A 21491-nucleotide genomic window follows, 5' to 3' on the forward strand; every position below is an offset into this window, starting at 1 on the left:
AGCATGGAGTTTGTCACGGCAGGGGAGTCGCATGGACCAGCGCTCACGGCGATCGTCTCCGGCATGCCGGCGGGCGTTTCCATCGACATCGATGCGATCAATCGCGATCTTGCACGTCGCCAGGGCGGCTATGGTCGCGGTGGTCGCCAGAAGATCGAGCATGACACCGCGCAGATACTCTCCGGCGTGCGCTTTTCCCAAACGCTCGGCACGCCCATTACCCTGCAGGTCGTCAATGACGATTTCGCCAACTGGACTGACCGCATGGCGCCAAACGGGGAGGCTCCAGACGACCTGAAGCGCGAGACCTGTCCGCGTCCTGGCCATGCGGACCTCGTCGGTATGCTCAAGATCGCGACCGACGATGCCCGCGACATCCTCGAGCGCTCGAGCGCACGCGAGACGGCGGCGCGTGTCGCAGCTGGCGGCATTGCCAAGGCGCTCCTGGCTGAGCTCAGCGTCGAGGTCTATTCCTACGTGCGCCGCATCGGCACGGTGGAGCTGCCCGAAAACGCGCAGATCGAGCGCGCAGCCATCGGGGCATCCGAATGCCGATGCCCCGACGAGGAGACGACACAGGCTATGAAGGCGCTTATCGATGAGGCGCGGACCAAGGGCGAGTCGCTCGGTGGCGAGTTCGTCGTCGTTGCCGATGGTCTCGTTCCCGGCCTTGGCAGTTACGCCTCCGGTCCTGACCGCCTCACCTCGCGTCTGGGCGCAGCGGCGTTTTCCATCCCCGCCATCAAAGGCGTCGAGTTTGGCTTGGGCTTCGAGGCAGCGCGGCGTCCTGGAAGCCTCGTGCACGATTCCATCTACTATGACGAGGCGCGTGGCTTCACCCGTTCCGGTAACAATGCCGGCGGCCTCGAGGGCGGCATGACCAACGGCGAGCCCCTCGTCATGACGTGCGCGATGAAACCCATTCCAACCATGATGCAGCCACTTGATACCGTCGATACCGATACGCTCATGCCCGTCAAGGCATCCAAGGAGCGTTCGGATGTGTGCGCGGTGCCTGCCGCGGCCGTCGTGGCCGAGGCTGAGGTCGCCTTCGTGCTCGCCGATGCCTATCTCGAGAAGTTCGGTGCCGACGTGATCGATGACATCATCGCTGCACGCGATGCATATCGGGAGCGCATCGCATTATGACGCGCGAAACATGCAACGATCACATACTCCTCGTTGGGTTCATGGGCTCGGGCAAGACAAGCGTCTCGCGCAAACTGTCTGCCATCACGGGACTTTCGCTCATCGACCTTGACTATCGTATTGAGGCAATTCAACACCGCAAGATCCCCCGCATCTTTGCCGAGGAGGGCGAAGCGGGTTTCAGGCGCATCGAGACCGAGACCCTCCGTGGCCTCGAGCATGAGGGCCGCTCCATCATCTCCTGTGGCGGTGGCATCGTCTGCAATCCGGTCAACCGTCCCATACTCAAATCCCTCGGTACTGTTGTCTTTCTTGACGTGCCATGTGATGAGGCCATTGGGCGCATCTCGAATCCCTCCACGCGACCGCTGCTCTCGGGCGAGCGTCCCGTCGATGAAATCTATGCCGAACGCATGCCCTGGTACCGTGAAGTTGCGGATATCACCATCGAGTCATCGGGTAAAAGCGTCTATCAGGTGGCCAACCAATGCAAGGAAGCTCTGGAACGAGAGGGGCTGTTATGAGCCGAGACCGCATCATCCACGTCGCCTTACCGGGCGGCCATGTGTACGATATCCGCATCGGGAGCGGTGCCCTTTCCGCACTCTCCTCGACGGCACGCGATCTCAAGGATTGCCAGCGTGCCCTCGTCATCTCGGATGAGAACGTGGGGCCTGCCTATGGCAAGCTCGTGAAGAAACGTCTCGAAGAGGCTGGATTCGAGGTCTACGACCTGCTCATCGCGCCGGGGGAAACCTCCAAGTCCGTCGAACTCGCCAATGAGCTCTGGGAGGCTATCGCCCGCTATGGTTTCACTCGCGATGATTTCATCGTTGCGTGCGGCGGTGGCGTCGTGGGCGATTTGGCCGGCTTCGTCGCCTCGACCTACATGCGCGGCATCGACTTCATCCAGGTGCCCACGACCCTGCTTGCGATGGTCGACTCGTCCATTGGCGGCAAGACGGGGGTCAACCTTCAGTCCGGCAAGAACCTCGTCGGCACCTTCCATCAGCCCATCTTCGTGTGTTCCGACATCCGCTGCCTCAAGACCCTTCTCGAGGAGGACTGGGCAAACGGCTTTGCCGAGATAGCCAAGAGCTCCTTCGTGGCCCCGCGTCGTTCCTTCTACGAATGGCTGCGTGACAACGCCGCGGGTCTCATGGCACATGACGTCGAGTTGCTTGAGGAGGCGGTCTACATGACCGCCGAGTTCAAGGCATCCGTGGTGAGCAAGGACAGCACCGAATCCGCCGGTGTGCGCGAGTGTCTCAACTACGGACACACTCTCGCACATGCCATCGAGAACGCCGCGGGCTATGGCACTATCGCGCATGGACGCGCCGTTGCCGAGGGAATGCGTTTCGCAGCACGTCTATCCGTCGAGATGCTTGGCTGCGACATGAGTGTCGTGAAGGCGACGGATAGCCTGCTCGACTCGCTGGGCTTGCCAGCGCTTCCGTGGGTGGCGCCACCGGAGCGCCTCTTCAAACTCATGAAGGGCGACAAGAAGGCACGCGGTGGCCAGGTCAGGTTCGTTTTGCTCGAGGACATCGCCAAGTGGAAGCTCGTGGCCGTGCCCGATAACGTCATCATGGAACACTTGCGGGCATGGTGCGCGGCCAAGGAGCGCTTCATCGAGCAAAACGGCGGAAAGATGTGGGGGCAGGCATGAGGCTGCTGTTGATGAACGGCCCCAATCTCAACTTGCTGGGGCAGCGCGAACCTGACGTCTACGGCACGACGACGCTCGCCGACATAGAGGCCGATACGGTTACCTATGCGCGTGAGCACGGTGCCGACATGGACTGCTTCCAGTCCAACCATGAGGGCGAGCTTATCGACAAGATACATGCGAGCCAGGGTGTCTATGACGGTATCGTCTACAACCCCGGCGCGCACACGCACTATAGCTACGCCTTGCATGATGCGATCAGTTCGGTCACCACACCGGTTGTCGAGGTGCACATCTCCGATATCTCGAAGCGCGAGGAGTTTCGCCGGCATTCGGTGCTTGCCGATGCGTGCATCGGGCAGATCAAGGGGCTCGGACCTCAAGGCTACCTGCGCGGCGTCGACATGCTGCTGGAGCATCTGGGGTAAGCGTGATATGACGTGGCTCCGCCATTTCGAGCGGAGACGCCACGTCGCACGCTGTCATTTCGAGCGAAGCGAAGCGAAGTCGAGAAATCTCTGCTGTTGGAGATTTCTCCACTCCGGCGCTGCGCGCCTCCGGTCGAAATGACAGAAGTGGCCGCTGCGCGCCTCCGGTCGAAATGACAGAAGTGGCCGCTGCGCGCCTCCGGTCGAGATGACGGCAGAGGTATAGATATGCCTTACTCAACCACCATGAGCTCGTGCGTGATGTCACAGAAGCTCTCGAATCCGGTCTCGGTGACGACACCGCAATCCTCGATGCGCACGCCCATTTCGCCTGGTAAGTAGATGCCCGGCTCGTCGGTCACGACGTTGCCGGCGACAAGCGCTTCCTTGTTGGTGGGCGAGAGCAGGGGAAGCTCATGGATATCGATACCCACGCCATGCCCGAGCGAGTGGCCCATCTTGTGCTCGAAGCCCGCCTTGGCAAGCTCGCTTTCGGCGAGCGTATGCATCTGCGCGCCTGTTACATCCGGTTTGATGTTTGCGGCAACCCATTCGTTTGCCCGGCGTACGGCCTCGTAGACGCGTATCTGCTCCTCGCTTGCCCCACCGATGCATACCGTGCGTGTCGTGTCCGAGCAGTATCCGCCTACGCGTGCACCGAAGTCGAAGACGATGAAGTCGCCCTGCTCGAACTGGCGCTCTGACGGTATGGCGTGGGGTTTGGCGCCGTTGGGTCCGCTTGCGACGATGTTCGCGAACGCGAGCTCGCTTGCTCCCAGGCGTTTCATGTTGAACTCGAGCATGATCGAGGCGTCACGCTCGCTCATGCCGGGCTGTAAATCCTCCAGCGTTTCCATGAACGCCTCCGAGGCGATGGCCTGGGCTCGTTTCATGAGGACGATCTCGTCGGCATCCTTGACGGCACGCAGCTTGAGAATGTCATCGGAGCGCTCCTTGAAGCGCGCGTTGGGCATTGCATCCGAATACTTGCGATAGAGGCTCAACGGCATGGTCTCGTCAATGGCGACACGTCCCGTGACGAGCTTGAGTTCCTTGAGCATGTGGGCGATGAACTCGACCTCACGCTCGCGCGAGGCGTCAATTTGCCAGATGCCTTCCTCGTGGGCCTTCTCGCGCATGGCGGTCACGTAGCGCGTGTCCGTATGCAGGATGCAGTCCTGGCGCGTGATAATGGCGACATGAGCTTGCTCGCTGTCGAAGACGTCCTCGAAACCCGTGAGCCAGAACAGGTCGCTGTTCGCCCGTACGATGATTGCATCGAGAACCTGGTCCTCGAGAAGTCTCTGCACTTGTTCGATCCTGTGTAACGCCCGCATCCTCCATGCCTTTCCATATCCATTGTCATTCCAAGCGAAGGCCGTGCCCCATTGTCGTTTCGAGCGAAGCGACCGAAGGTCGCGAAGTCGAGAAATCTCTGCCGTTGCTTGAGATTTCTCCACTTCGGCGCTTCGCGCCTCCAGTCGAAATGACAGGACGTACGCTTGCACATGCGCTTCATTGTATGGAAACGCGTGCTTCGTGCAAGAATCGGATGCGTTTCGCACGATTACGGGCATTTTGCGCACGCTCAAAGCTGACCCTCACGTTTGCGGGTCGATAGAGTAGAATAGTGCGGATATGTCGAGAGAAAGGCAGTGAAAAGTGAGCGTTCAGCCCTCAAACTTTAAAAACGGCATGTGCATCAAGTACAACAACAAGCTTTGCACCATTGTCGAGTTCCAGCACGTCAAGCCCGGCAAAGGCGGTGCCTTCATTCGCACCAAGCTCAAGGACGTCTCTACGGGTCGCGTCGTCGAGTACACCTTCAGGCCCAACGACAAGTTCGACGATGTGCGTCTCGAGACCAAGGAGATGGAGTATTCCTGGACCGACGGTGACACGTTCTACTTCATGGACCCTGTGACCTACGAGCAACCCGAGGTCCCCGCGGCCATCATCGGCGATAACGAGAAGTGGCTCAAGGAGGGCGACACCTGTCTGGCACAATACGCCGACGGCGAGCTCATCAACGTCGAGCCCCCCATGTTCGTCGAGCTCGAGATCACGGAGACCGAGCCCGGCTTCAAGGGTAACACCGTTCAGAGCGGCACCAAGCCTGCCGTTTGCGAGACGGGCGCCGAAATCAAGGTTCCGCTCTTCCTCGAGATTGGCGACAGGGTCAAGATCGACACGCGCGACGGCCGCTTCGTCGAGCGCCTCTAATTGCGATTCCATCCCGAGAAGGGGAGCCACATGGGCAACTACAAGTACAAGCGTGTCTTGCTCAAGCTGTCGGGCGAGGCGCTGCAAGGCGAGCAAGGCTATGGTATCGATCCCAAGGTCATTAGCGAGATTGCCTCGCAGATTCGCGAGATTGTCGATGGCGGCATCGAGCTTGCCATCACCGTCGGCGGCGGCAACATCTTCCGCGGTCTTGCTGGTGCTGCCGAGGGCATGGACCGCGCCCAGGCCGACTACATCGGCATGCTGGCGACGATCATGAACGCTCTCGCCCTGCAAGAGGGCCTCGAGCGCGCCGGCGTCTTCACGCGCGTGCAGTCTGCCATTAGCATGCAGGAAGTCGCCGAGCCCTATATCCGTCGCAAGGCCATCCGCCACCTCGAGAAGGGACGCGTCGTCATCTTTGCCGGTGGTACGGGCAATCCGTACTTCACGACCGATACGACGGCTGCGCTGCGTGCTTGCGAGATCGATGCCGAGGCCATCCTCAAGGCGACGCAGGTCGATGGCATCTACGATAGTGACCCGCACACGAACCCCGATGCGGTCAAGTTCGACGAGATTTCCTACATGGAAGTGCTCTCGCGCGAGTTGCACGTCATGGACTCGACCGCCACGACGCTGTGCATGGACAATGATATTCCCATCATCGTGTTCAACCTGCATAAGCCGGGCAATATCGACCGCGTGCTCAAGGGCGAGCACGTCGGAACGACCGTCAGCTAGAGAAGGAGACCCAAAGTGTCAGAAGAACTCGATCAGGCAAAAGAGGCAATGGCCCGTGCGGTCAAGGCGCTCGACCAGGATTTTTCGAAACTCAACACGGGTCGTCCCTCGGCGAGCATCCTCGACAACGTGAAGGTCGACTATTACGGCGTTCCCACGCCCGTTTCACAGGTCGGTGCCATCAAGATTCCCGAGGGCAACCTCATGACCATCGAGCCGTGGGACAAGTCCCTGCTCGGACCCGTCGAGAAGGCCATCCTCTCTGCCAATCTGGGCATCACGCCCAATAATGATGGCTCGGGTATCATCCGCCTGCCGTTCCCCGCTCCCACCGAGGAGCGCCGCCGCGAGATCGTCAAGGAGTGCAAGGCCGCTGCCGAGAACCGCCGCGTTGCCGTGCGCAACGCTCGCCGCGATGCCAAGAACAAGATCGAGCGACTCAAGAAGGACGGCGAGATCAGCGAGGACGAGCAGCATCGCGAAGAAGAGCAGCTCCAGAAGCTCACCGATGACTTCATCGCGAAAATCGACGCGGCCCTTTCCGTGAAAGAGGCCGAGGTCATGGAGATCTAGGGAGCATTTTTGAGCGAGAGACCATCCACGCTGGAGGAGATCTTTCCCGAACCTCCCGCAGAGCTCGACGTATACGCACTCGATACGAGCAGAATCCCCGAGCACGTTGCCATCATCATGGATGGCAACGGGCGCTGGGCCAAGCAGCGCGGCCTTGACCGCGGCGAGGGCCACAAGGCTGGCATCCGCGCCGTGCGCGAAGCCATTACCACCTGCAACGATATCGGCGTGCGCTACCTCACCATCTACTCGTTTTCCACCGAGAATTGGAACCGTCCCAAGACCGAGGTCACGGGCCTCATGGATCTCTTCGCCAAGACCATGGGCGCTGAGGTCGACGGCCTTGACGAGGAGAAGGTTAGGATCAAGCTGCTCGGTCGTGTCGAGGATCTGCCACTCACGACGCGCACCATCTTCAAGCAGGCCGAGAAGCGTACAGCCAAGAATGGTGGCATGACGCTTGCCATTGCGGTCAACTACGGTTCGCGCCTCGAGATTACCGATGCGGTCCGCGCAATCACGCGCATGGTCGAGACCGGAGATCTCACGAGCGAGGCGGTTTCGGAGGACCTGCTATCCGCTCATCTGTACACGGCCGGCATGCCCGATCCGGATCTCCTCATTCGCACGAGCGGTGAGATGCGTCTTTCCAACTTCCTGCTCTGGCAGCTTGCCTACTCTGAGTTCTACGTCACCGACGTGCTCTGGCCCGACTTCGATCGCTACGAGCTGTTGCGCGCGCTTCTCGATTACCAAGCGCGCGATCGTCGCTTCGGAAGGGTCGATGAGTAAATGATCGGTGGTGCGTGATGGCAATTAACGTCAAGGACCTCGGTCGTCGTGTCGGTGTCGGTGCGGTGTACGTCACCATTACCTCCGTCGCGACCTTCGTCTCGTGGTATACGACGGTCATTGTCATCGCCGCAACGGCTGCCCTGTGCTGCTACGAGTTCCTTCGCATGGCGCAGGGCAATGGCTATCACCCTTACATCATCATCGGCACCGTCACGGCTGGTCTCATACCCCTGGCCATGTGTCTTATTGTCCAGACCGGGCATGTGGCCGTTGCCGCTTTGACCGTCTCGTTCATCGCGGGCATCATCATGCTCATGCGCTACTTCGCGCACGTGGAGGACACGATTGTCGACGTCGCGCTCACGCTGTTCGGCTATCTGTATACGGGTCTCATGCTCTCCTCCTTCGTGATGCTGCGTGGTGTCATTCCCGGTTTCGAAGGTGGTCTCATGTGCTTCCTGGTCTTGGGAAGCATCTGGGCCAATGACGGTTTTGCCTACCTTGGTGGTTCGGCATTTGGCAGGCACAAATTCGCTCCGCACATCTCGCCCAAGAAGACCTGGGAGGGTGTCGCATGCGGCATGGTGTTCAGCGTGCTTTTCTGGGTGCTCATCGTCGTTTTCGTTCCCGATTGCGGCTTTGGTTGGGTCTGGGCCGTCATCTCCGGTTTGGTCGTGGGCTATGCGGGCATCATCGGCGATTTGACGGAGTCCCATATCAAGCGCGGGTTTTCTGCGAAAGATTCGGGTGACATCATGCCTGGGCATGGTGGTCTGCTCGACCGCTGCGATTCGGTCATTTTCGGCTCCGTGGCGGCATATGCCATGGTCGCCGGTGCCCCCTACATATTCTCATTCATAGGGTTCGCACTGTAGGAAAGGAACGCACATGAGCAAGATGCGTCTCGTCATTCTGGGCGCGACTGGTTCTATTGGCACGCAGACGCTTGATGTCGTGCGCATGCATGCTGATAAAGTCGAGGTCGTTGCGCTCGCGGCAGGCCGACGTGTCGACGAGATGGTGCGCTATGCGCAGGAGTTCGGCTGCAAGCACCTTGCCTTCGGCGATGAGACCGTGCGCGACGCTCCCGCGTTGGCACAGCTCGATGACAAGGTGTCTGTCGGTTTTGGCGCCGCCGCCGTTGCGGCCCTCACGCAACTTGACGATGTCGACATCGTGCTTAACGCGCTTTCCGGCGAGGCGGGCATGCGCGCCTCCTACGACACGCTCAAGGCGGACCGCATCCTCGCGCTTGCCAACAAGGAGTCGCTCGTCGTGGGCGGCGACCTCATCATGCCGCTCGCCACGCACGATACCCTGCTCCCCGTCGATTCCGAGCACTCGGCAATCTACCAGTGCTATCTGGGAGAATTCGCAAACGAGGCGCGTAGGATTTGGCTCACCTGCTCGGGTGGCCCCTTCCGTGGCATGACGCGCGACGAGCTTTCGCAGGTGACGGCTGCGCAGGCGCTTGCGCATCCCACATGGAACATGGGACCCAAGATCACCATCGATTCGGCAACGCTCATGAACAAGGGCCTCGAGGTGATCGAGGCACAGCACCTCTTCGACGTGAAGACGGATGACATCCGGGTTGTCGTGCATCCGCAGTCATGCGTGCACTCGATGGTCGAGTACGTCGATGGCTCGGTCAAGGCTCATCTGGGTGTTGCCGACATGCGCATACCCATCCAGTTCGCGCTGAGTTATCCGCATCGCTGGGAAAGCCCGGCAGCGCAGGTCGATTTTACCCAGATGGCGTCACTCGAGTTCCTCGATCCGGATTTGGATACTTTCCGTTGCCTGACGCTCGCGCTTGAGGCGGGTCGCGCAGGTGGCACGCTTCCCTGCGTGATGAACGCGGCAAACGAGGTCGCCGTGGCGGCCTTCCTTGCCGATGCCTGCCGCCTGACCGATATCGACGCGACCGTCGAGCAGGTTATGGAGCGTATGGGAAGCGAGCCGGTCGAATCGCTCGAGCAGCTCGAGGAAATCGACGCGCGCTCTCGTGCGCTCGCGTCCGACATTCTGGCGAGGGGATAGTCCGCCTCGTGAACATCCTCGCGATCATATTCTGGTTCATCGTCATTATCGGCGTGCTCACGCTCGTGCATGAGCTTGGCCACTTCATCGCTGCGCGAGCCTTTGGCGTGCGTGTGACCGAGTTCATGATCGGCATGCCGGGCCCCAACATCGGCTTCGAGAGAAACGGATGCCGCTACGGTGTCACCTGCATTCCGCTAGGTGGCTACAATCGCATCGCGGGCATGGAAGGCGATGTCGAGAACCCGAATCTGGCCAAGGTGCTCGCCTACGTATATCGACACGGCACGGCTGACGTATCCCACGTCGCGCTGGGCTGCGACCTCGATGCGGAGTCCGCGGAGCTGGCGCTCGTCATTCTGGATGGCTGGGGCTCCATCATCGCGCCCAAGAAGCACGGTCCTGACGATGTCTATTCCGCACCGGCACGCGATGGATTCGAGCTTGGGCAGGCACGTGAGGTCGATGATCCGCAAGCGTTGCTCGACGAGGAGCGCTCGCACACCTATCGCGCGCTGTCGTTTCCCAAGCGGCTCGTCACGCTCTTTGCCGGCCCGTTTATGAACGTGCTGCTTGCCTTCATCCTGCTCATCGTCATCTTCTGCGGCATCGGCTTGACCGTTGCCTCGACGACGCTTGGCGATGTCGTCGAGGGCAGTCCCGCGCAAGAGGCGGGTTTGCAGGCGGGTGATACCATCGTTGCCATTGACGGCACCGACGTGCCCGATTGGCAGACGTTGTCCACCGTCATCGCCGGACTTGCGCCGGGCGAGGCGATAGACGTCGCCTACGAACGCAATGGACAGACGACGAGCACGACGCTCATCGTCGGGATGGACGAGAACGGCTCGCCGCGCCTCGGCATATACGCTGGCCAGGAGCAGTATCGTCTGCCTATCTGGGAGGCGCTGGGCGCGTCTTGGGAGTACCTCGTGCTCACCGTGCAGGGCTACCTCAGCCTCTTCAATCCCTCTACGGCGGGCGAGACGCTCAGTCAGTCGACCTCGGTCGTCGGTATCGCCGTCATGAGCGAGCGGGCGGCATCTGCCGGCATCGTCCCGCTGCTCTTCATCATCGCAATCGTATCGCTGTCGCTTGCCGTCGTGAACCTGCTGCCCCTGCCACCGCTTGATGGCGGGCGTATCCTCATCGAGGTCATTCAGCGCGTCACGCATCGCGCGGTGCCGGCGCGCGTCGTCAATGTGATCACCTTTATCGTCATCGCGCTGCTACTTGTTCTGTTCGTCTTCCTGTTGCGACAAGACATCGTCAATTTCTTCCTGAAGGGGTAGCCCATGGACTTCGAAACGCCTCGTAACGCGACGCGTCGTGTACATGTCGGCAAGGTTGCCGTTGGGGGAGGGGCGCCTGTCAGCGTGCAGTCGATGACCAATATCCCCATGATTGATGGTCCCAACGGCCCGTGGCTTGACGTTGAGGGCAACCTCGCGCAAATCGAGCGCCTGGCCAAGGCCGGCTGCGAGATTGTTCGCGTTGCCATTCCCAATCGCGCGTCAATCGCGCGTTTCGGGCAGGTCGCGGAGGCAAGCCCACTGCCCGTCGTTGCCGATGTGCACTTCGATTATCAAATTGCGGTGGGAGCCTGTCATGAGCATGCAGCGGGCCTGCGCATCAATCCGGGCAATATCGGCGCCATGAACAAGGTCGATGCGGTCATCGAGGCGGCGGGGGAGGCCGGCATTCCCATACGCATCGGTGTCAACGCGGGCTCGCTCGAGGATGCCCTTGCTGCGCGCAGTGACCTCACCCAAGCGGAGAAGCTCGCGCTCTCGGCCGAGGGCTTCGTGGAGCATTTCCGCGAACGTGATTTCGATGACATCGTCGTCTCGGCCAAGGCGCATGACGTGATGACGACCGTGAACGCGTATCGGAGCCTCTCGCGGAGCTTGCCCGAGGTGCCGCTGCACATCGGCGTCACGGAAGCCGGCGGTGTGCGCCAGGGTACGATCAAGTCTGCTGCAGGGCTTGGCATGCTGCTTGCCGAGGGCATAGGCGACACCATGCGCGTCTCGCTCACGGCTGATCCCGTCGAGGAGATTGCCGTGGCCTTCGATATCCTCTCCGCCGTCGACGTGCGCCGCTGCAAGCCCGAAATCGTCTCCTGCCCCACGTGCAGCCGCTGCCAGGTCGATCTCATCCCCATCGCCGACGAGGTCACGCGCCGTCTCGCGATGATTAACAAGCCGCTCAAGGTCGCGGTCATGGGCTGCGTCGTCAACGGGCCGGGCGAGGCGCGCTTCGCCGACGTGGGTGTGGCCTGCGGTCGCGATGAGGGCGTGCTCTTCGCGAAAGGCGAGAAGCTGCGTCGCGTGCCCGCCGATGCAATCGTCGACGAGCTGTTCGCGCTCATCGAGACGCTTTAAGGGAGGGAAAGCCATGCCGCCTATTCAGACTTGCTCTCACACCCGATGAGCGTTTTTCGCAAAGCTGCTGCGGCGACGCGAAGCTAGTCCTTTAGGGAACTCGCACGCAAAGACCGCGTGCTCAGACAGTCCTCGAACTCGCTTTGCGAAAAACGCCCATCTGTTCGAGATGTCTGAATATGCGGCAGGCTTTTCCTAGGTTTATGAGGTAATAATGGTTCATTCCGAGACATACGAAATCGAACCTATCGCGCACATCCGCACACCGTTTCCCGAGAAGTTCGGGATTCCGCGGCAAAGCGGACTGGTCGCCGAGGCGAAGGGCACCATCGTCTTCGATCCCAAGTACCGCGACCCCGACGCCCTACGCGGTATCGAGGGATTTAGCCACCTCTGGCTGATCTGGGGATTCTCGGCTGTCGAGCAAGACGGGTTTACGCCGCTCGTGCGACCACCGCGTCTGGGAGGCAACGAGAAGCGCGGCGTGTTTGCGACACGATCGCCCTTCAGGCCCAACGAGCTCGGGCTGTCCGTCGTCAGGCTCGAGGGCGTGGAGAAGACGAAAGGCAAGGGTGTGGTTCTGAACGTGAGCGGCGTTGACTTGCTAGACAAGACGCCCATTTACGACATCAAGCCCTATATTCCCTATGCTGATGCACATCCGGAGGCTTCGGGTGGCTTCGCATCCGACCCTGACGAGGGCGTGCTCATCGTTGATTGCGATGACGAGATTCTGGAGCGCCTGGACGATGACGCGACGGCCGTATTGGCTGCCCTGGCACGCGATCCACGCCCGGCTTATCACGATAACCCCGAGCGTGTCTACGAGATGCGTTATGGATGCTGGACCGTGCGTTTCTCCGTCGATGGCGATACCCTCACCGTACATTCGGTGGAATGATGAGACACATTGGACAGGTACATCTGTCTCATTTGGGTTTAAATGAGACAGATGTACCTGTCCAATGTGTCTCATCTGCCTTGTCGTTCTCTGCTAGAATACTGCGAGCTGGCTCTGTAGCTCAGGGGATAGAGCACCGCTCTCCTAAAGCGGGTGTCGTACGTTCGAATCGTATCAGGGCCACCATGAAACCTCAGGCCAGCGGCTTGTGTCGCTGGCCTTTTAATATCGAGTCAACAATGAACGAGGAGACCCGTTGGACCAGCAACATCTCATCGCCTACTTCGATCGCATCGGCCTTGACGAAGAGCCTACGCGTGATATCGCGGGCATCGGCATGATGCAGCGGGCCCATCTCGAGACGGTCCCTTTCGAAAACCTCGACATCCTTGCGGGCAAGGTTCCCCTAGATTTGAGCGAAGAGGGGCTTTTCGACAAGATCGTGGGGCGTGGGCGTGGCGGCATCTGCTACGAGCTCAACTTTCTCTACGCTGCGGCTCTCCATGCTCTCGGCTTCGACCTCGAGCTTAGGGGCGGACGCATTTACGATGACGGGGACGAATTCGACCATGTCTTTCTCATGGTGACCGACCCCGATAATCCCGCATCGGACCCCTGGATCACGGATGTCGGCTTTGCCTACAACATCGCCGCACCCATTCGCTTTACGCCGGGCATCGTACAGGATGACGGGCGCTGCCAGTACCGCATCGACGAGATCGACGTCGATGGCGAGTCCTGGTATCACGTCATACGCATCGTCAATGGCGACGAGTCGCTCATGTTCGCCTTCCGCGACGTGGCTCGCGAACCGACCGACTTTGACCCACGCCGCACCTTCTTCGAGACCGACCCGTCGTCGCGGTTCCTCAAGGGTCCGCTCGTATGCATCGATGGCGAGGAGGGTCGTGTCACGCTTTCCATGCGCCGCATCAAGGAAACGAGGGATGGCGTGGTCACCGAACGCGATATCGACTATCCTGACGAGTTTGACGACCTGCTCGCGAGTGTCTTCAAGATGCGCGTTAACGATCAAGCGAAACCAGATGTCATTGCATGAGAGGGGATGGCACCGTGGCCGATAAAAAGAAAGACAAGCGCAAGCAGATTCCGCTGACCGTACGGCCCAACGCCTTTGCCCGCACGGAGCGCAAGGCACAGCACGCGATTAGGGAAGTAAGGGAAGACGTCGAAAAGCGCGTAGAGGACTCTGTCGAGCGCATCGAGCATTCTGCCGAGCACTTTGGCGAGGAGCTGCACGAGACGGTGCCGCCCTCGACCATTCCCAAGGCCAACCGTATCATCGCCGCGCTCATCATCATCTCGCTCGGCATTTCGGTATTGCAGGTCATCTCGCAATGCGTGCTGAGCTGGGGACACCTGACCGAGCTCTTCACCGGCACGGTCAACAGTTACGGCATCGTCGCCATCGTCTACGGCTTTCTCGCCGCGCTCAACTTCGCCGGCCTTATTGTTCTCATCAGGCTCGACCGCAAGGGCAAGATATTCGAGGCACGCATGCTCCTGCGTGTGCTCATAGTCTTCTTGCTTGCCGGCTTGCTTACGAGCGTTGCCCTCAACGGCGTTGTCTGGCTCGAAATCACCTACTTGTTCCAGTTCATCTGTGCCATTGCCTACCAAATCTACAATGATCCCAACCTCAATCGCGCGCCGGCGTTCAAAAACCCCTTCAAGGAGGGCAAGGAGGCTCGCAAGAAGGTCTACGAGCAAGACCCTGATCGTCGTGGCTACATCCCGCTTAATTTCTTCAACTTGTTCTGGATTTTCATGACGGCGTGCGTGCTCGGCCTATGCATGGAAATGATCTTCTGCCTGCTCGTCAATCACGTCTGGGAGAGTCGCGCAGGGCTTCTATGGGGGCCGTTCTCGCCCATCTATGGCTTCGGCGCCTTGCTCATGACCATTGCGCTCAATCGCATGTGGTATCGCAATGCGCTCTTCATCTTCGTCGTCTCCGGTCTCATCGGAGCCGCCTTCGAGTTTTTCGTCTCTTGGTACATGCAGACGGCTTTCGGCGTGGTTGCCTGGGATTATTCCGGCACCTTCCTCTCGATCGACGGCAGAACGGATTTCGCACACGCCTGCGCTTGGGGGCTTTGCGGTCTCGTGTGGATACGCATCCTCTTGCCCGGCGTCATGCAACTTGTCGATATCATTCCGCTCAAGTGGCGTGCGATCATTACGGTGCTTGTCTTCACGTTCATGGTAGTCAATGCCATCATGACCTTGCTCGCACTTGATTGCTGGTCGCAACGTGAGGCTGGCCTGCCCGTCGAGAACGAGGTGCAGGTGTGGTTTAACGAACATTACGATGATGCGTTCATGAAGGAACGTTTTTCGACCATGGGCATGAGCGAAGAGAGCGCCTTGCGTGCTCAGCAAAACCTGCACTAGGTCTTGCGTCTATCTGCTAAACTAATGGTTCCTTTTGTCGAAATCGAGGCGAAGCATGCAAGTTTACACATTTCCCGATCCCGTGTTGCATGAGGTCTGCGAACCGGTCGAACCCGGTGACGAGACCGTCTTGCGCTATGTCGATAACATGTTCAAGGAGATGTACGGGTCGGATGGTGTCGGCCTTGCCGGGCCGCAGGTTGGCCTGCTCAAACGCATGGTCGTCATCGATACCGATTACGTGACCGAAGACGAAGACGGCGAGCTTTTGCCCAGTCGTCCGCTCGTGCTCATCAATCCCGAGATTATCGAGCATTCAGATAACAAGATTCCCTCGACCGAGGGTTGCCTCTCCCTCCCAGGTCTATCCGTCAACGTGAAGCGCTGGGAGTGGGTGAGGGTCAAATGCCTGGATGCCGATTTCAACGAGGTCGAGCATTACGGCGAGGATCTCTTCGGAATATGCATGCAACACGAGATGGACCATCTGGACGGCGTGACGCTCATCGAGCGTGCCGATCCCATCGCCCGTCTCAAGGCGCTCAGGGAATATCGCGTCGCAACTGGCCAGTAGGAAAGCTCGCTATCTGGGTCCTGACCGCTGATGGAGGTGGATGCACAATGAATATCGTCTTCATGGGCACGCCCTCCTTTGCCCTACCCGCGCTCGATGCGCTCGCGGCATCTCCCGATCATGTCATCAGCGCGGTCTATACGCGTCCCGACGCACATGCCGGCCGCGGCAACAAGATGCAGCCGACGCGTGTCAAGATGCGCGCCGAGGAGCTGGGCCTGCCGGTCTTCACGCCCTATTCGCTGCGTGAGGACGGTGTCGTCGAGCATCTGACCTCGCTTGCCCCCGACGTCATTATCGTGGCGGCGTTCGGTGCGTTGCTCACGCGCGAGGTTCTGGACATTCCCCGTTTTGGCTGCCTGAACATCCATGGCTCTCTGCTGCCGCGCTGGCGTGGCGCCGCACCGGTACAGCGCGCCATCCTCAATGGCGACGAGCTCGCTGGCGTCTGCCTCATGCAGATGGAGGAGGGTCTTGATACGGGTGCCTACCATACGCTCGGTGCAGTCGAGATTGCACACAAGACGACCGAGGAGTTGCTTCACGAGCTTGCCGAAATCGGTGCTACCGGTTTGCTCGAGGCGCTTCCGCAAGTCGAGGCGGGTACCTACGAGTGGTTCGAGCAGGATACCGAGTTCGTGACCTATGCCGAGAAGGTTGCCAAGGACGAGACGCTGCTACGCCCCGGCCTTACCAACGCAGAGTTTTTGCGACGCGTGCAGGCCTCCTCGCATCGTACGCCATCCCGTTGCGTGGTATGCGGACGCCGGGTCACCATCTTGCGCGCCCATCCGGCCGATATCGTCTTGGAGCGCGGCGAGGTCGTGCTCGAGAAGAAGCACATCTATCTTGGCCTCAAGGGTCGTGCGGTCGAGATTGACGAGGTCAAACCCGAGAACAAGCGCGTGATGTCTGCCCAGTCGTGGATTGCCGGTCTGCACGACTGCGATGATCTTACCTGGAACGTCCTGCCCGAGTACTACCACAAGCTGCCGGTCTATGGCTAACGGACGTCGTGCGAGCAAAGCGACGCCTGCTCGCCTGCTCGCTCTCAAGCTTACCCGCGAGGTTCGTAATCGCGACGCCTACCTGCGCGAGCTCGTGAGCAGTGCACGAGAGACAACGCAGCTTCCTCCCGAAGAGTTCGATTTTGCCCAGGTGCTCGCCTTTGGTGCCGTGATGTGCCGGGGCACCCTTGACGAGGCTATCAATCGTTCGCTCTCCTCGCCACGTGATGTCAAGCCCAAGGTACGGGATGCGTTGCGCATATCAGCCTACGAATTGCTGTTCCTGCACAAAGCCGAGCACGTGGTCGTGGACCAGGGTGTCGAGCTCGTGCGCTGCGTGACGCCACGCGCTGCGGGTTTTGCCAATGCCGTGCTGCATAAGATGGCCCGTGACGCGCGTGACTTTCCCTGGGGCGATGTGAGTACGGACGATGCCGCCTGGGCGCGTTCCTTCGGCATGCCGCTGTGGCTCGCCGAGCGTCTCGCTGCGCAGTACGGGCGCGATGTTGCCACGGCGGTCATGGAGGTGGATCTACGACCGGCGCCGCGCTATCTGCGGGATAACCCGTTTGATCCCGATAACCCCTTCGCCTGCGATCTCTCGGCCCAACGTGTGGCGGACCTTGTGCCGCTTGATGGGACGATGCTCGAGATAGGGGCGGGGAGAGGCACCAAGACGATGTTGCTGGAGAGCCGGGCGTTCGAGACGCTCGGTCATACGGTACCCATTCATACTGTCGACCTTCACGAGTACCGCGCGCGGCTCCATGCCGAGCGCATGCAGCAGGCGGGTATCGAGGACGTGCTCTCGCTCACGGGCGATGCGCGTGATCTTGACGGTATCGATGGGGTGTTACCGCTTTACGATGCCGTGTTGCTTGACGCGCCGTGTTCGGGAACGGGCACGATGCGCCGTCATCCCGAGATACGCTGGAACCTTACGCCCGATGACGTAAGCGACCTCGCGGAGCTGCAACGCGCGTTGCTCGATGAGGCAGCGTGCCACGTTGCCGTGGGTGGCACGCTCGTCTACGCGACCTGTAGCATCCTCGATGAGGAGAACCAACAGGTCGTCGACACTTTTCTCGCGGCACAGCCACAAGATGCCTGGTGCATCGACGAAGGCTCGTTTGCGACGCTTCCCGCGCTCGACGGCCCCGATGGCCACTTCGCCGCCGTATTGCAGCGGGTGAAATAGTCGCGAACATGTGTGCAGGGAAGTCGTCGAGCGGAGGTCCAAGGGAGCGCTTGGGCGCGTGGCGCGCCGCCCGATGAGCAGAAGCTCCAAAATCGTGAGGCGGTCTTGCGAGGACTGTTTGAGCGCGCTGGTCTTGCGCGCGAGTTCCGCAGCAGCCGAACGATTTTGGAGCTTCGGGTGCGAATCATTGGCAAGCACCATGCGCCTGAGCGCCACTCTTAACGTGGCGCAATCTCCCTGGCTTCGGTGACAATCGTCTTCGTGTCTTTGTCGAAGCTCTTGATGGCATAAAGCGTGAAGTGCTCGTCTGTGCGCGTGAGCGCGTATCCCTGCAGTCCCGTCGTCTTGCTGTACGCCGCCGACATGCCGCCATCGATGCAGATGACGCGGCCGCCCGCCTTAACGGGATTCTCGCCGTCCTTTGCCTTGACCGGCACGTGACCGCAGATGATGCGGGCGTGAGCGGGGTCGAGCCCGAAATCCTCGAAGATGCGCTCGTACGGCTCTGCCTCGTCAAGTAGCAGGTAGAAGGCGTTCTTGACCTCCTTGCGCGCCGTCTTGTCCTTGCAGAGGTAGATCTCGAAGGTCGCCATCTTGCTCTTGGCGAAAAGCGGTGAGCCCGGTCCGAGCCACAGATACCAGATGAGGTCGCGGCCTTTCTCGCGCATGGCCTCGTCATCGGACTCGAAAGCCGTGCGCACCCATTTCTGCGCCTCATCGTAGAGACTTTTGCCCTTGCAGGTTACTCCGAAGATGTCGACCTCCTTGAGGGTGCCATCGTCGTTGAGCGGCACGCAGGCATGCGCAAGCAAATTGCCGTCGCAAATCTTGTACAGGCTTCCGTGCTCGAAGAGGAAGCGAATGTGCCGCGCGAGCTTTTCGCAGCCGGTGAATGCGTCCACGAGGTAGTCCATGACGGCCTGCTCCTCATCGGTGAGCTTATACGGGTCATCGCGGTCGACGGTGGGAAAGTAGATGTCGGTGAGTTCGTAGGTCACGCCATCGACGACGACGGTCTTGGCGTCGTAATCGATGAGATGCAGAAGCTTCCTATCTTCGAGCCCAAAACTGGGATACTTGTCTATGAGCGCCGCCTCGACCTTGAACTGCAGAACTGCCATTGCCTTTTGGATCTTGACGTTCATTTCGAGTTCCGCGTCAGTGAGCCCGGGGTTTGACTTGAGCGCGAATGCGTCGCAGGGGTCATCCGCATAGGCGGTGAGCGCGAACGTCGCCAGGGGTTCCAGATTGATTCCGTATGAACTAGTCAAGATGTCTAGATTACCATAGCGTGCACAGTTACGCACAACATGGGCAATGCAACCAGGCTGCCCGAGCGCAGCACCCATCCACACCACATCATGGTTGCCCCATTGGATGTCGGCATCAGGATAGGCCATGAGCAGATCGATAATCTTGTCCGGGGCGGGACCGCGATCGTAGATGTCGCCGACGAGATGAGCCCAGCGCAGGTCATCGCGCCAGCCATCGAGCAGATAGGCGAAGGTATCGAATTCGCCGTGAACGTCCGAGAGGTAGAGTACGCAATTGCTCTGCGCATCGCTGTGTGTCATGACGAGCTCCTCGGGTCGAGTCTTTCGGTGTACAGGTCCATTGTACTGTTCGAAAAACGATGAGGATGCCACGCGAATCCGTTCGCGTGGGTATTTGGCCCAAATCATGCGAAATCCATAAAAATTTTTGGGGAAATGCCCCACCCCTCAAAGAGCCCACAAATGCGATTAGACAAAATGGCGAACACAACATCTTGTGCAGATTTCGATAATCTCCGGGGAATGGGAGGATATTTAGATGGGTCATATGGGGAGAAATGCCCATAATAGTGTTGTGAAGTGGGATGTGATGGGATATTATTCTCGCTGCGACCCTCCAAGAAACGTAGAAATCAAACATAGCCAGGAGGGTCGCCAAATTTTCGGGACGGCGAGGGATGTGACGAAATGCGCTTCCGCGGTGAATATCAACATAGCGTTGATAACAAGGGCCGCGTTTCCCTGCCGGCTAAGTTCCGTAAGGCCCTGCCAGATGAGGTGACGATCGTTCCGGTCGCCAATGCGGATTTTGGCAAGGCGTTGTACGTCTTTTCAGATGAAGCGTACGACGAGTGGATGGATTCGTTCTTCGATAGCGAAGAGGGGGGCTATAACCCGCGCAGCAAGAAGCACATCGCTTTGCACAAGTATCTCAACTCGAGTGCGGAGTCGGTTGCTGTCGATGCCGCTGGGCGTGTCAAACTCTCTCCGAAGCAGTGTGAAAAAGTCGGCATCGACAAAAACGTGACCATCATCGGCGAGGGCGATCATATCGAGATCTGGGATAGCCAGGCCCTTGATGAGTACATGGATTCCATCGATCCGTTCGGCAGTTTCCTGGAAGACTAGGGACGGCACGTTGACAGCTGAATACCGGCACATTCCCGTTCTGCTCCATGAGTGCATCGATGCACTCGCATTGTACGATGGAGCCACAGTGCTCGATTGCACACTCGGCGGAGCGGGACACTCCGAAGCGATAGCAAGAAGCATCGCGCCTCATGGTACGCTCATCGGCATCGACCAGGATGACATGGCGCTTGAGGCGGCGAGAAAGCGACTTGACAGTGCGGGACTTGACTCGGACCCGATTCTGCTCAAGGGAAACTTCGCTGATTTGGATGAGTTGCTCGTCGTGGCGCGCGTACCAGGCGTCGATGCCGTCCTCTTCGACCTCGGAGTGAGTTCTCCACAATTCGATTTTCCTGAGCGTGGCTTCTCGTATAGAGAAGACGCTCCCCTCGATATGCGCATGGACCCGAGTACACATACTCTAACCGCAGCAGAGATTCTGAACTCCTACACCACAGATGATCTCGCTCGGGTCCTGCGTGAATACGGTGAGGAAAAGTGGGCTGCCCGTATCGCTCGCTTCATTGTTGACGCGCGTTGCGAGCAGCCCGTCAATTCAACTTTTCAGCTGGTAGACATCATCAAACGAGCAATACCCGCAAGCGCGCGTAAGAAGGGCGGTCATCCCGCCAAACGTACGTTCCAGGCGCTGCGCATAGAGGTAAACCATGAACTTGACGTCTTGTCTCGCGGGCTTGAGGCGGCCATACGCTGGCTCAACCCAGGTGGCAGGATCGCCGTCATCTCATATCACTCGCTTGAAGACCGCATCGTGAAAGACTGCTTCCGTCAGATGGAGAATCCCTGCACCTGTCCTCCGGAGCTTCCGGTGTGCGTGTGTGGGAAGAAGCCGGTATTGAAGGTCGAGACGCGTAAGCCGCTTGTGCCGGCTGCGGATGAAATTGAGGAGAACAACCGGGCGCATAGCGCTCGATTACGGGTTGCAACGAAGCTGTAATGTAGAAAGGACGCCCGTCTAT

General features: G+C 59.5%; 22 protein-coding genes and 1 tRNA gene. 21 read left to right on the forward strand and 2 right to left on the reverse strand.

The window, feature by feature from the left end; translation table 11 throughout:
• The first annotated feature begins 3 nt into the window (after nt 1–3).
• Genes aroC through aroQ form a run of 4 tightly spaced genes read left to right on the forward strand, consistent with a single transcriptional unit; the run spans nt 4 to nt 3249 of the window.
• Nucleotides 4–1149, forward strand: a complete 1146-nt coding sequence (aroC, locus tag OIM11_04375; protein ID HJJ00368.1) for a chorismate synthase — start codon at nt 4–6, stop codon at nt 1147–1149.
• Nucleotides 1146–1673 carry a shikimate kinase gene (locus OIM11_04380; protein HJJ00369.1) on the forward strand — a complete coding sequence of 176 codons (528 nt, stop codon included), beginning with the start codon at nt 1146–1148 and terminating at the stop codon, nt 1671–1673. Before aroC ends, OIM11_04380 begins: the two co-directional genes overlap by 4 nt.
• Nucleotides 1670–2821: a 3-dehydroquinate synthase gene (gene aroB, locus OIM11_04385; protein HJJ00370.1), complete on the forward strand. Its 1152-nt coding sequence runs from the start codon at nt 1670–1672 to the stop codon at nt 2819–2821. The genes OIM11_04380 and aroB overlap by 4 nt, the downstream gene beginning before the upstream one ends.
• Complete coding sequence (gene aroQ, locus OIM11_04390; protein ID HJJ00371.1) at nt 2818–3249, forward strand: type II 3-dehydroquinate dehydratase; 432 nt, start codon at nt 2818–2820, stop codon at nt 3247–3249. Before aroB ends, aroQ begins: the two co-directional genes overlap by 4 nt.
• Nucleotides 3250–3482: 233 nt before the next feature.
• On the opposite strand, the gene OIM11_04395 is transcribed toward aroQ, so the two are convergent.
• On the reverse strand, nt 3483–4559 hold the full coding sequence (locus tag OIM11_04395) for a Xaa-Pro peptidase family protein (GenBank protein HJJ00372.1): 1077 nt from the start codon (nt 4557–4559) through the stop codon (nt 3483–3485).
• Nucleotides 4560–4911: 352 nt separating this feature from the next.
• Between OIM11_04395 and efp the strand changes: the two genes are divergently transcribed.
• The 15 genes from efp to OIM11_04470 all read left to right on the forward strand — a co-directional run bounded on the left by efp (nt 4912) and on the right by OIM11_04470 (nt 18106).
• Entirely contained in the window at nt 4912–5472 is a 561-nt protein-coding gene (efp, locus tag OIM11_04400; GenBank protein ID HJJ00373.1) for an elongation factor P, read from the forward strand.
• Between the two features lie 30 nt (nt 5473–5502).
• The gene (pyrH, locus tag OIM11_04405) at nt 5503–6216 is read left to right on the forward strand and encodes a UMP kinase (protein ID HJJ00374.1); all 714 of its coding nucleotides are present in this window, start codon (nt 5503–5505) and stop codon (nt 6214–6216) included.
• 15 nt (nt 6217–6231) lie between these two features.
• Nucleotides 6232–6789 (forward strand): ribosome recycling factor, encoded by a 558-nt coding sequence (frr, locus tag OIM11_04410; protein ID HJJ00375.1) that lies wholly within the window; start codon nt 6232–6234, stop codon nt 6787–6789.
• A 9-nt stretch (nt 6790–6798) separates the two neighbouring features.
• The gene (locus OIM11_04415; protein HJJ00376.1) at nt 6799–7581 is read left to right on the forward strand and encodes an isoprenyl transferase; all 783 of its coding nucleotides are present in this window, start codon (nt 6799–6801) and stop codon (nt 7579–7581) included.
• 17 nt (nt 7582–7598) lie between these two features.
• Nucleotides 7599–8459: a phosphatidate cytidylyltransferase gene (locus OIM11_04420; GenBank protein HJJ00377.1), complete on the forward strand. Its 861-nt coding sequence runs from the start codon at nt 7599–7601 to the stop codon at nt 8457–8459.
• A 13-nt stretch (nt 8460–8472) separates the two neighbouring features.
• A complete protein-coding gene (gene dxr, locus OIM11_04425; GenBank protein ID HJJ00378.1) occupies nt 8473–9627 on the forward strand; it encodes a 1-deoxy-D-xylulose-5-phosphate reductoisomerase in 1155 nt (384 codons plus the stop codon).
• Nucleotides 9628–9635: 8 nt separating this feature from the next.
• Nucleotides 9636–10919: a M50 family metallopeptidase gene (locus OIM11_04430; GenBank protein ID HJJ00379.1), complete on the forward strand. Its 1284-nt coding sequence runs from the start codon at nt 9636–9638 to the stop codon at nt 10917–10919.
• 3 nt (nt 10920–10922) lie between these two features.
• Nucleotides 10923–12011 (forward strand): flavodoxin-dependent (E)-4-hydroxy-3-methylbut-2-enyl-diphosphate synthase, encoded by a 1089-nt coding sequence (ispG, locus tag OIM11_04435; protein HJJ00380.1) that lies wholly within the window; start codon nt 10923–10925, stop codon nt 12009–12011.
• 214 nt (nt 12012–12225) lie between these two features.
• On the forward strand, nt 12226–12912 hold the full coding sequence (gene tsaA, locus OIM11_04440; protein HJJ00381.1) for a tRNA (N6-threonylcarbamoyladenosine(37)-N6)-methyltransferase TrmO: 687 nt from the start codon (nt 12226–12228) through the stop codon (nt 12910–12912).
• Nucleotides 12913–13022: 110 nt separating this feature from the next.
• Nucleotides 13023–13098, forward strand: a tRNA-Arg gene (locus tag OIM11_04445).
• Nucleotides 13099–13168: 70 nt separating this feature from the next.
• Nucleotides 13169–13972 carry an arylamine N-acetyltransferase gene (locus OIM11_04450; protein ID HJJ00382.1) on the forward strand — a complete coding sequence of 268 codons (804 nt, stop codon included), beginning with the start codon at nt 13169–13171 and terminating at the stop codon, nt 13970–13972.
• Between the two features lie 14 nt (nt 13973–13986).
• Entirely contained in the window at nt 13987–15327 is a 1341-nt protein-coding gene (locus tag OIM11_04455) for a putative ABC transporter permease (GenBank protein HJJ00383.1), read from the forward strand.
• A gap of 55 nt (nt 15328–15382) precedes the next feature.
• The gene (gene def / locus OIM11_04460) at nt 15383–15901 is read left to right on the forward strand and encodes a peptide deformylase (protein ID HJJ00384.1); all 519 of its coding nucleotides are present in this window, start codon (nt 15383–15385) and stop codon (nt 15899–15901) included.
• A 47-nt stretch (nt 15902–15948) separates the two neighbouring features.
• The gene (gene fmt / locus OIM11_04465) at nt 15949–16908 is read left to right on the forward strand and encodes a methionyl-tRNA formyltransferase (GenBank protein ID HJJ00385.1); all 960 of its coding nucleotides are present in this window, start codon (nt 15949–15951) and stop codon (nt 16906–16908) included.
• The gene (locus OIM11_04470; GenBank protein ID HJJ00386.1) at nt 16901–18106 is read left to right on the forward strand and encodes a hypothetical protein; all 1206 of its coding nucleotides are present in this window, start codon (nt 16901–16903) and stop codon (nt 18104–18106) included. The genes fmt and OIM11_04470 overlap by 8 nt, the downstream gene beginning before the upstream one ends.
• Before the next feature lie 218 nt (nt 18107–18324).
• On the opposite strand, the gene OIM11_04475 is transcribed toward OIM11_04470, so the two are convergent.
• The gene (locus tag OIM11_04475; GenBank protein HJJ00387.1) at nt 18325–19680 is read right to left on the reverse strand and encodes a fructose-1,6-bisphosphatase; all 1356 of its coding nucleotides are present in this window, start codon (nt 19678–19680) and stop codon (nt 18325–18327) included.
• A gap of 387 nt (nt 19681–20067) precedes the next feature.
• Here OIM11_04475 and OIM11_04480 point away from each other — a divergent pair, with 387 nt between their 5' ends.
• Nucleotides 20068–20508, forward strand: a complete 441-nt coding sequence (locus tag OIM11_04480) for a hypothetical protein (protein ID HJJ00388.1) — start codon at nt 20068–20070, stop codon at nt 20506–20508.
• The gene (rsmH, locus tag OIM11_04485) at nt 20459–21469 is read left to right on the forward strand and encodes a 16S rRNA (cytosine(1402)-N(4))-methyltransferase RsmH (protein ID HJJ00389.1); all 1011 of its coding nucleotides are present in this window, start codon (nt 20459–20461) and stop codon (nt 21467–21469) included. Before OIM11_04480 ends, rsmH begins: the two co-directional genes overlap by 50 nt.
• Nucleotides 21470–21491 lie beyond the last annotated feature (22 nt).

Source organism: Coriobacteriaceae bacterium (assembly GCA_025992705.1).
Classification (GTDB): domain Bacteria; phylum Actinomycetota; class Coriobacteriia; order Coriobacteriales; family QAMH01; genus QAMH01.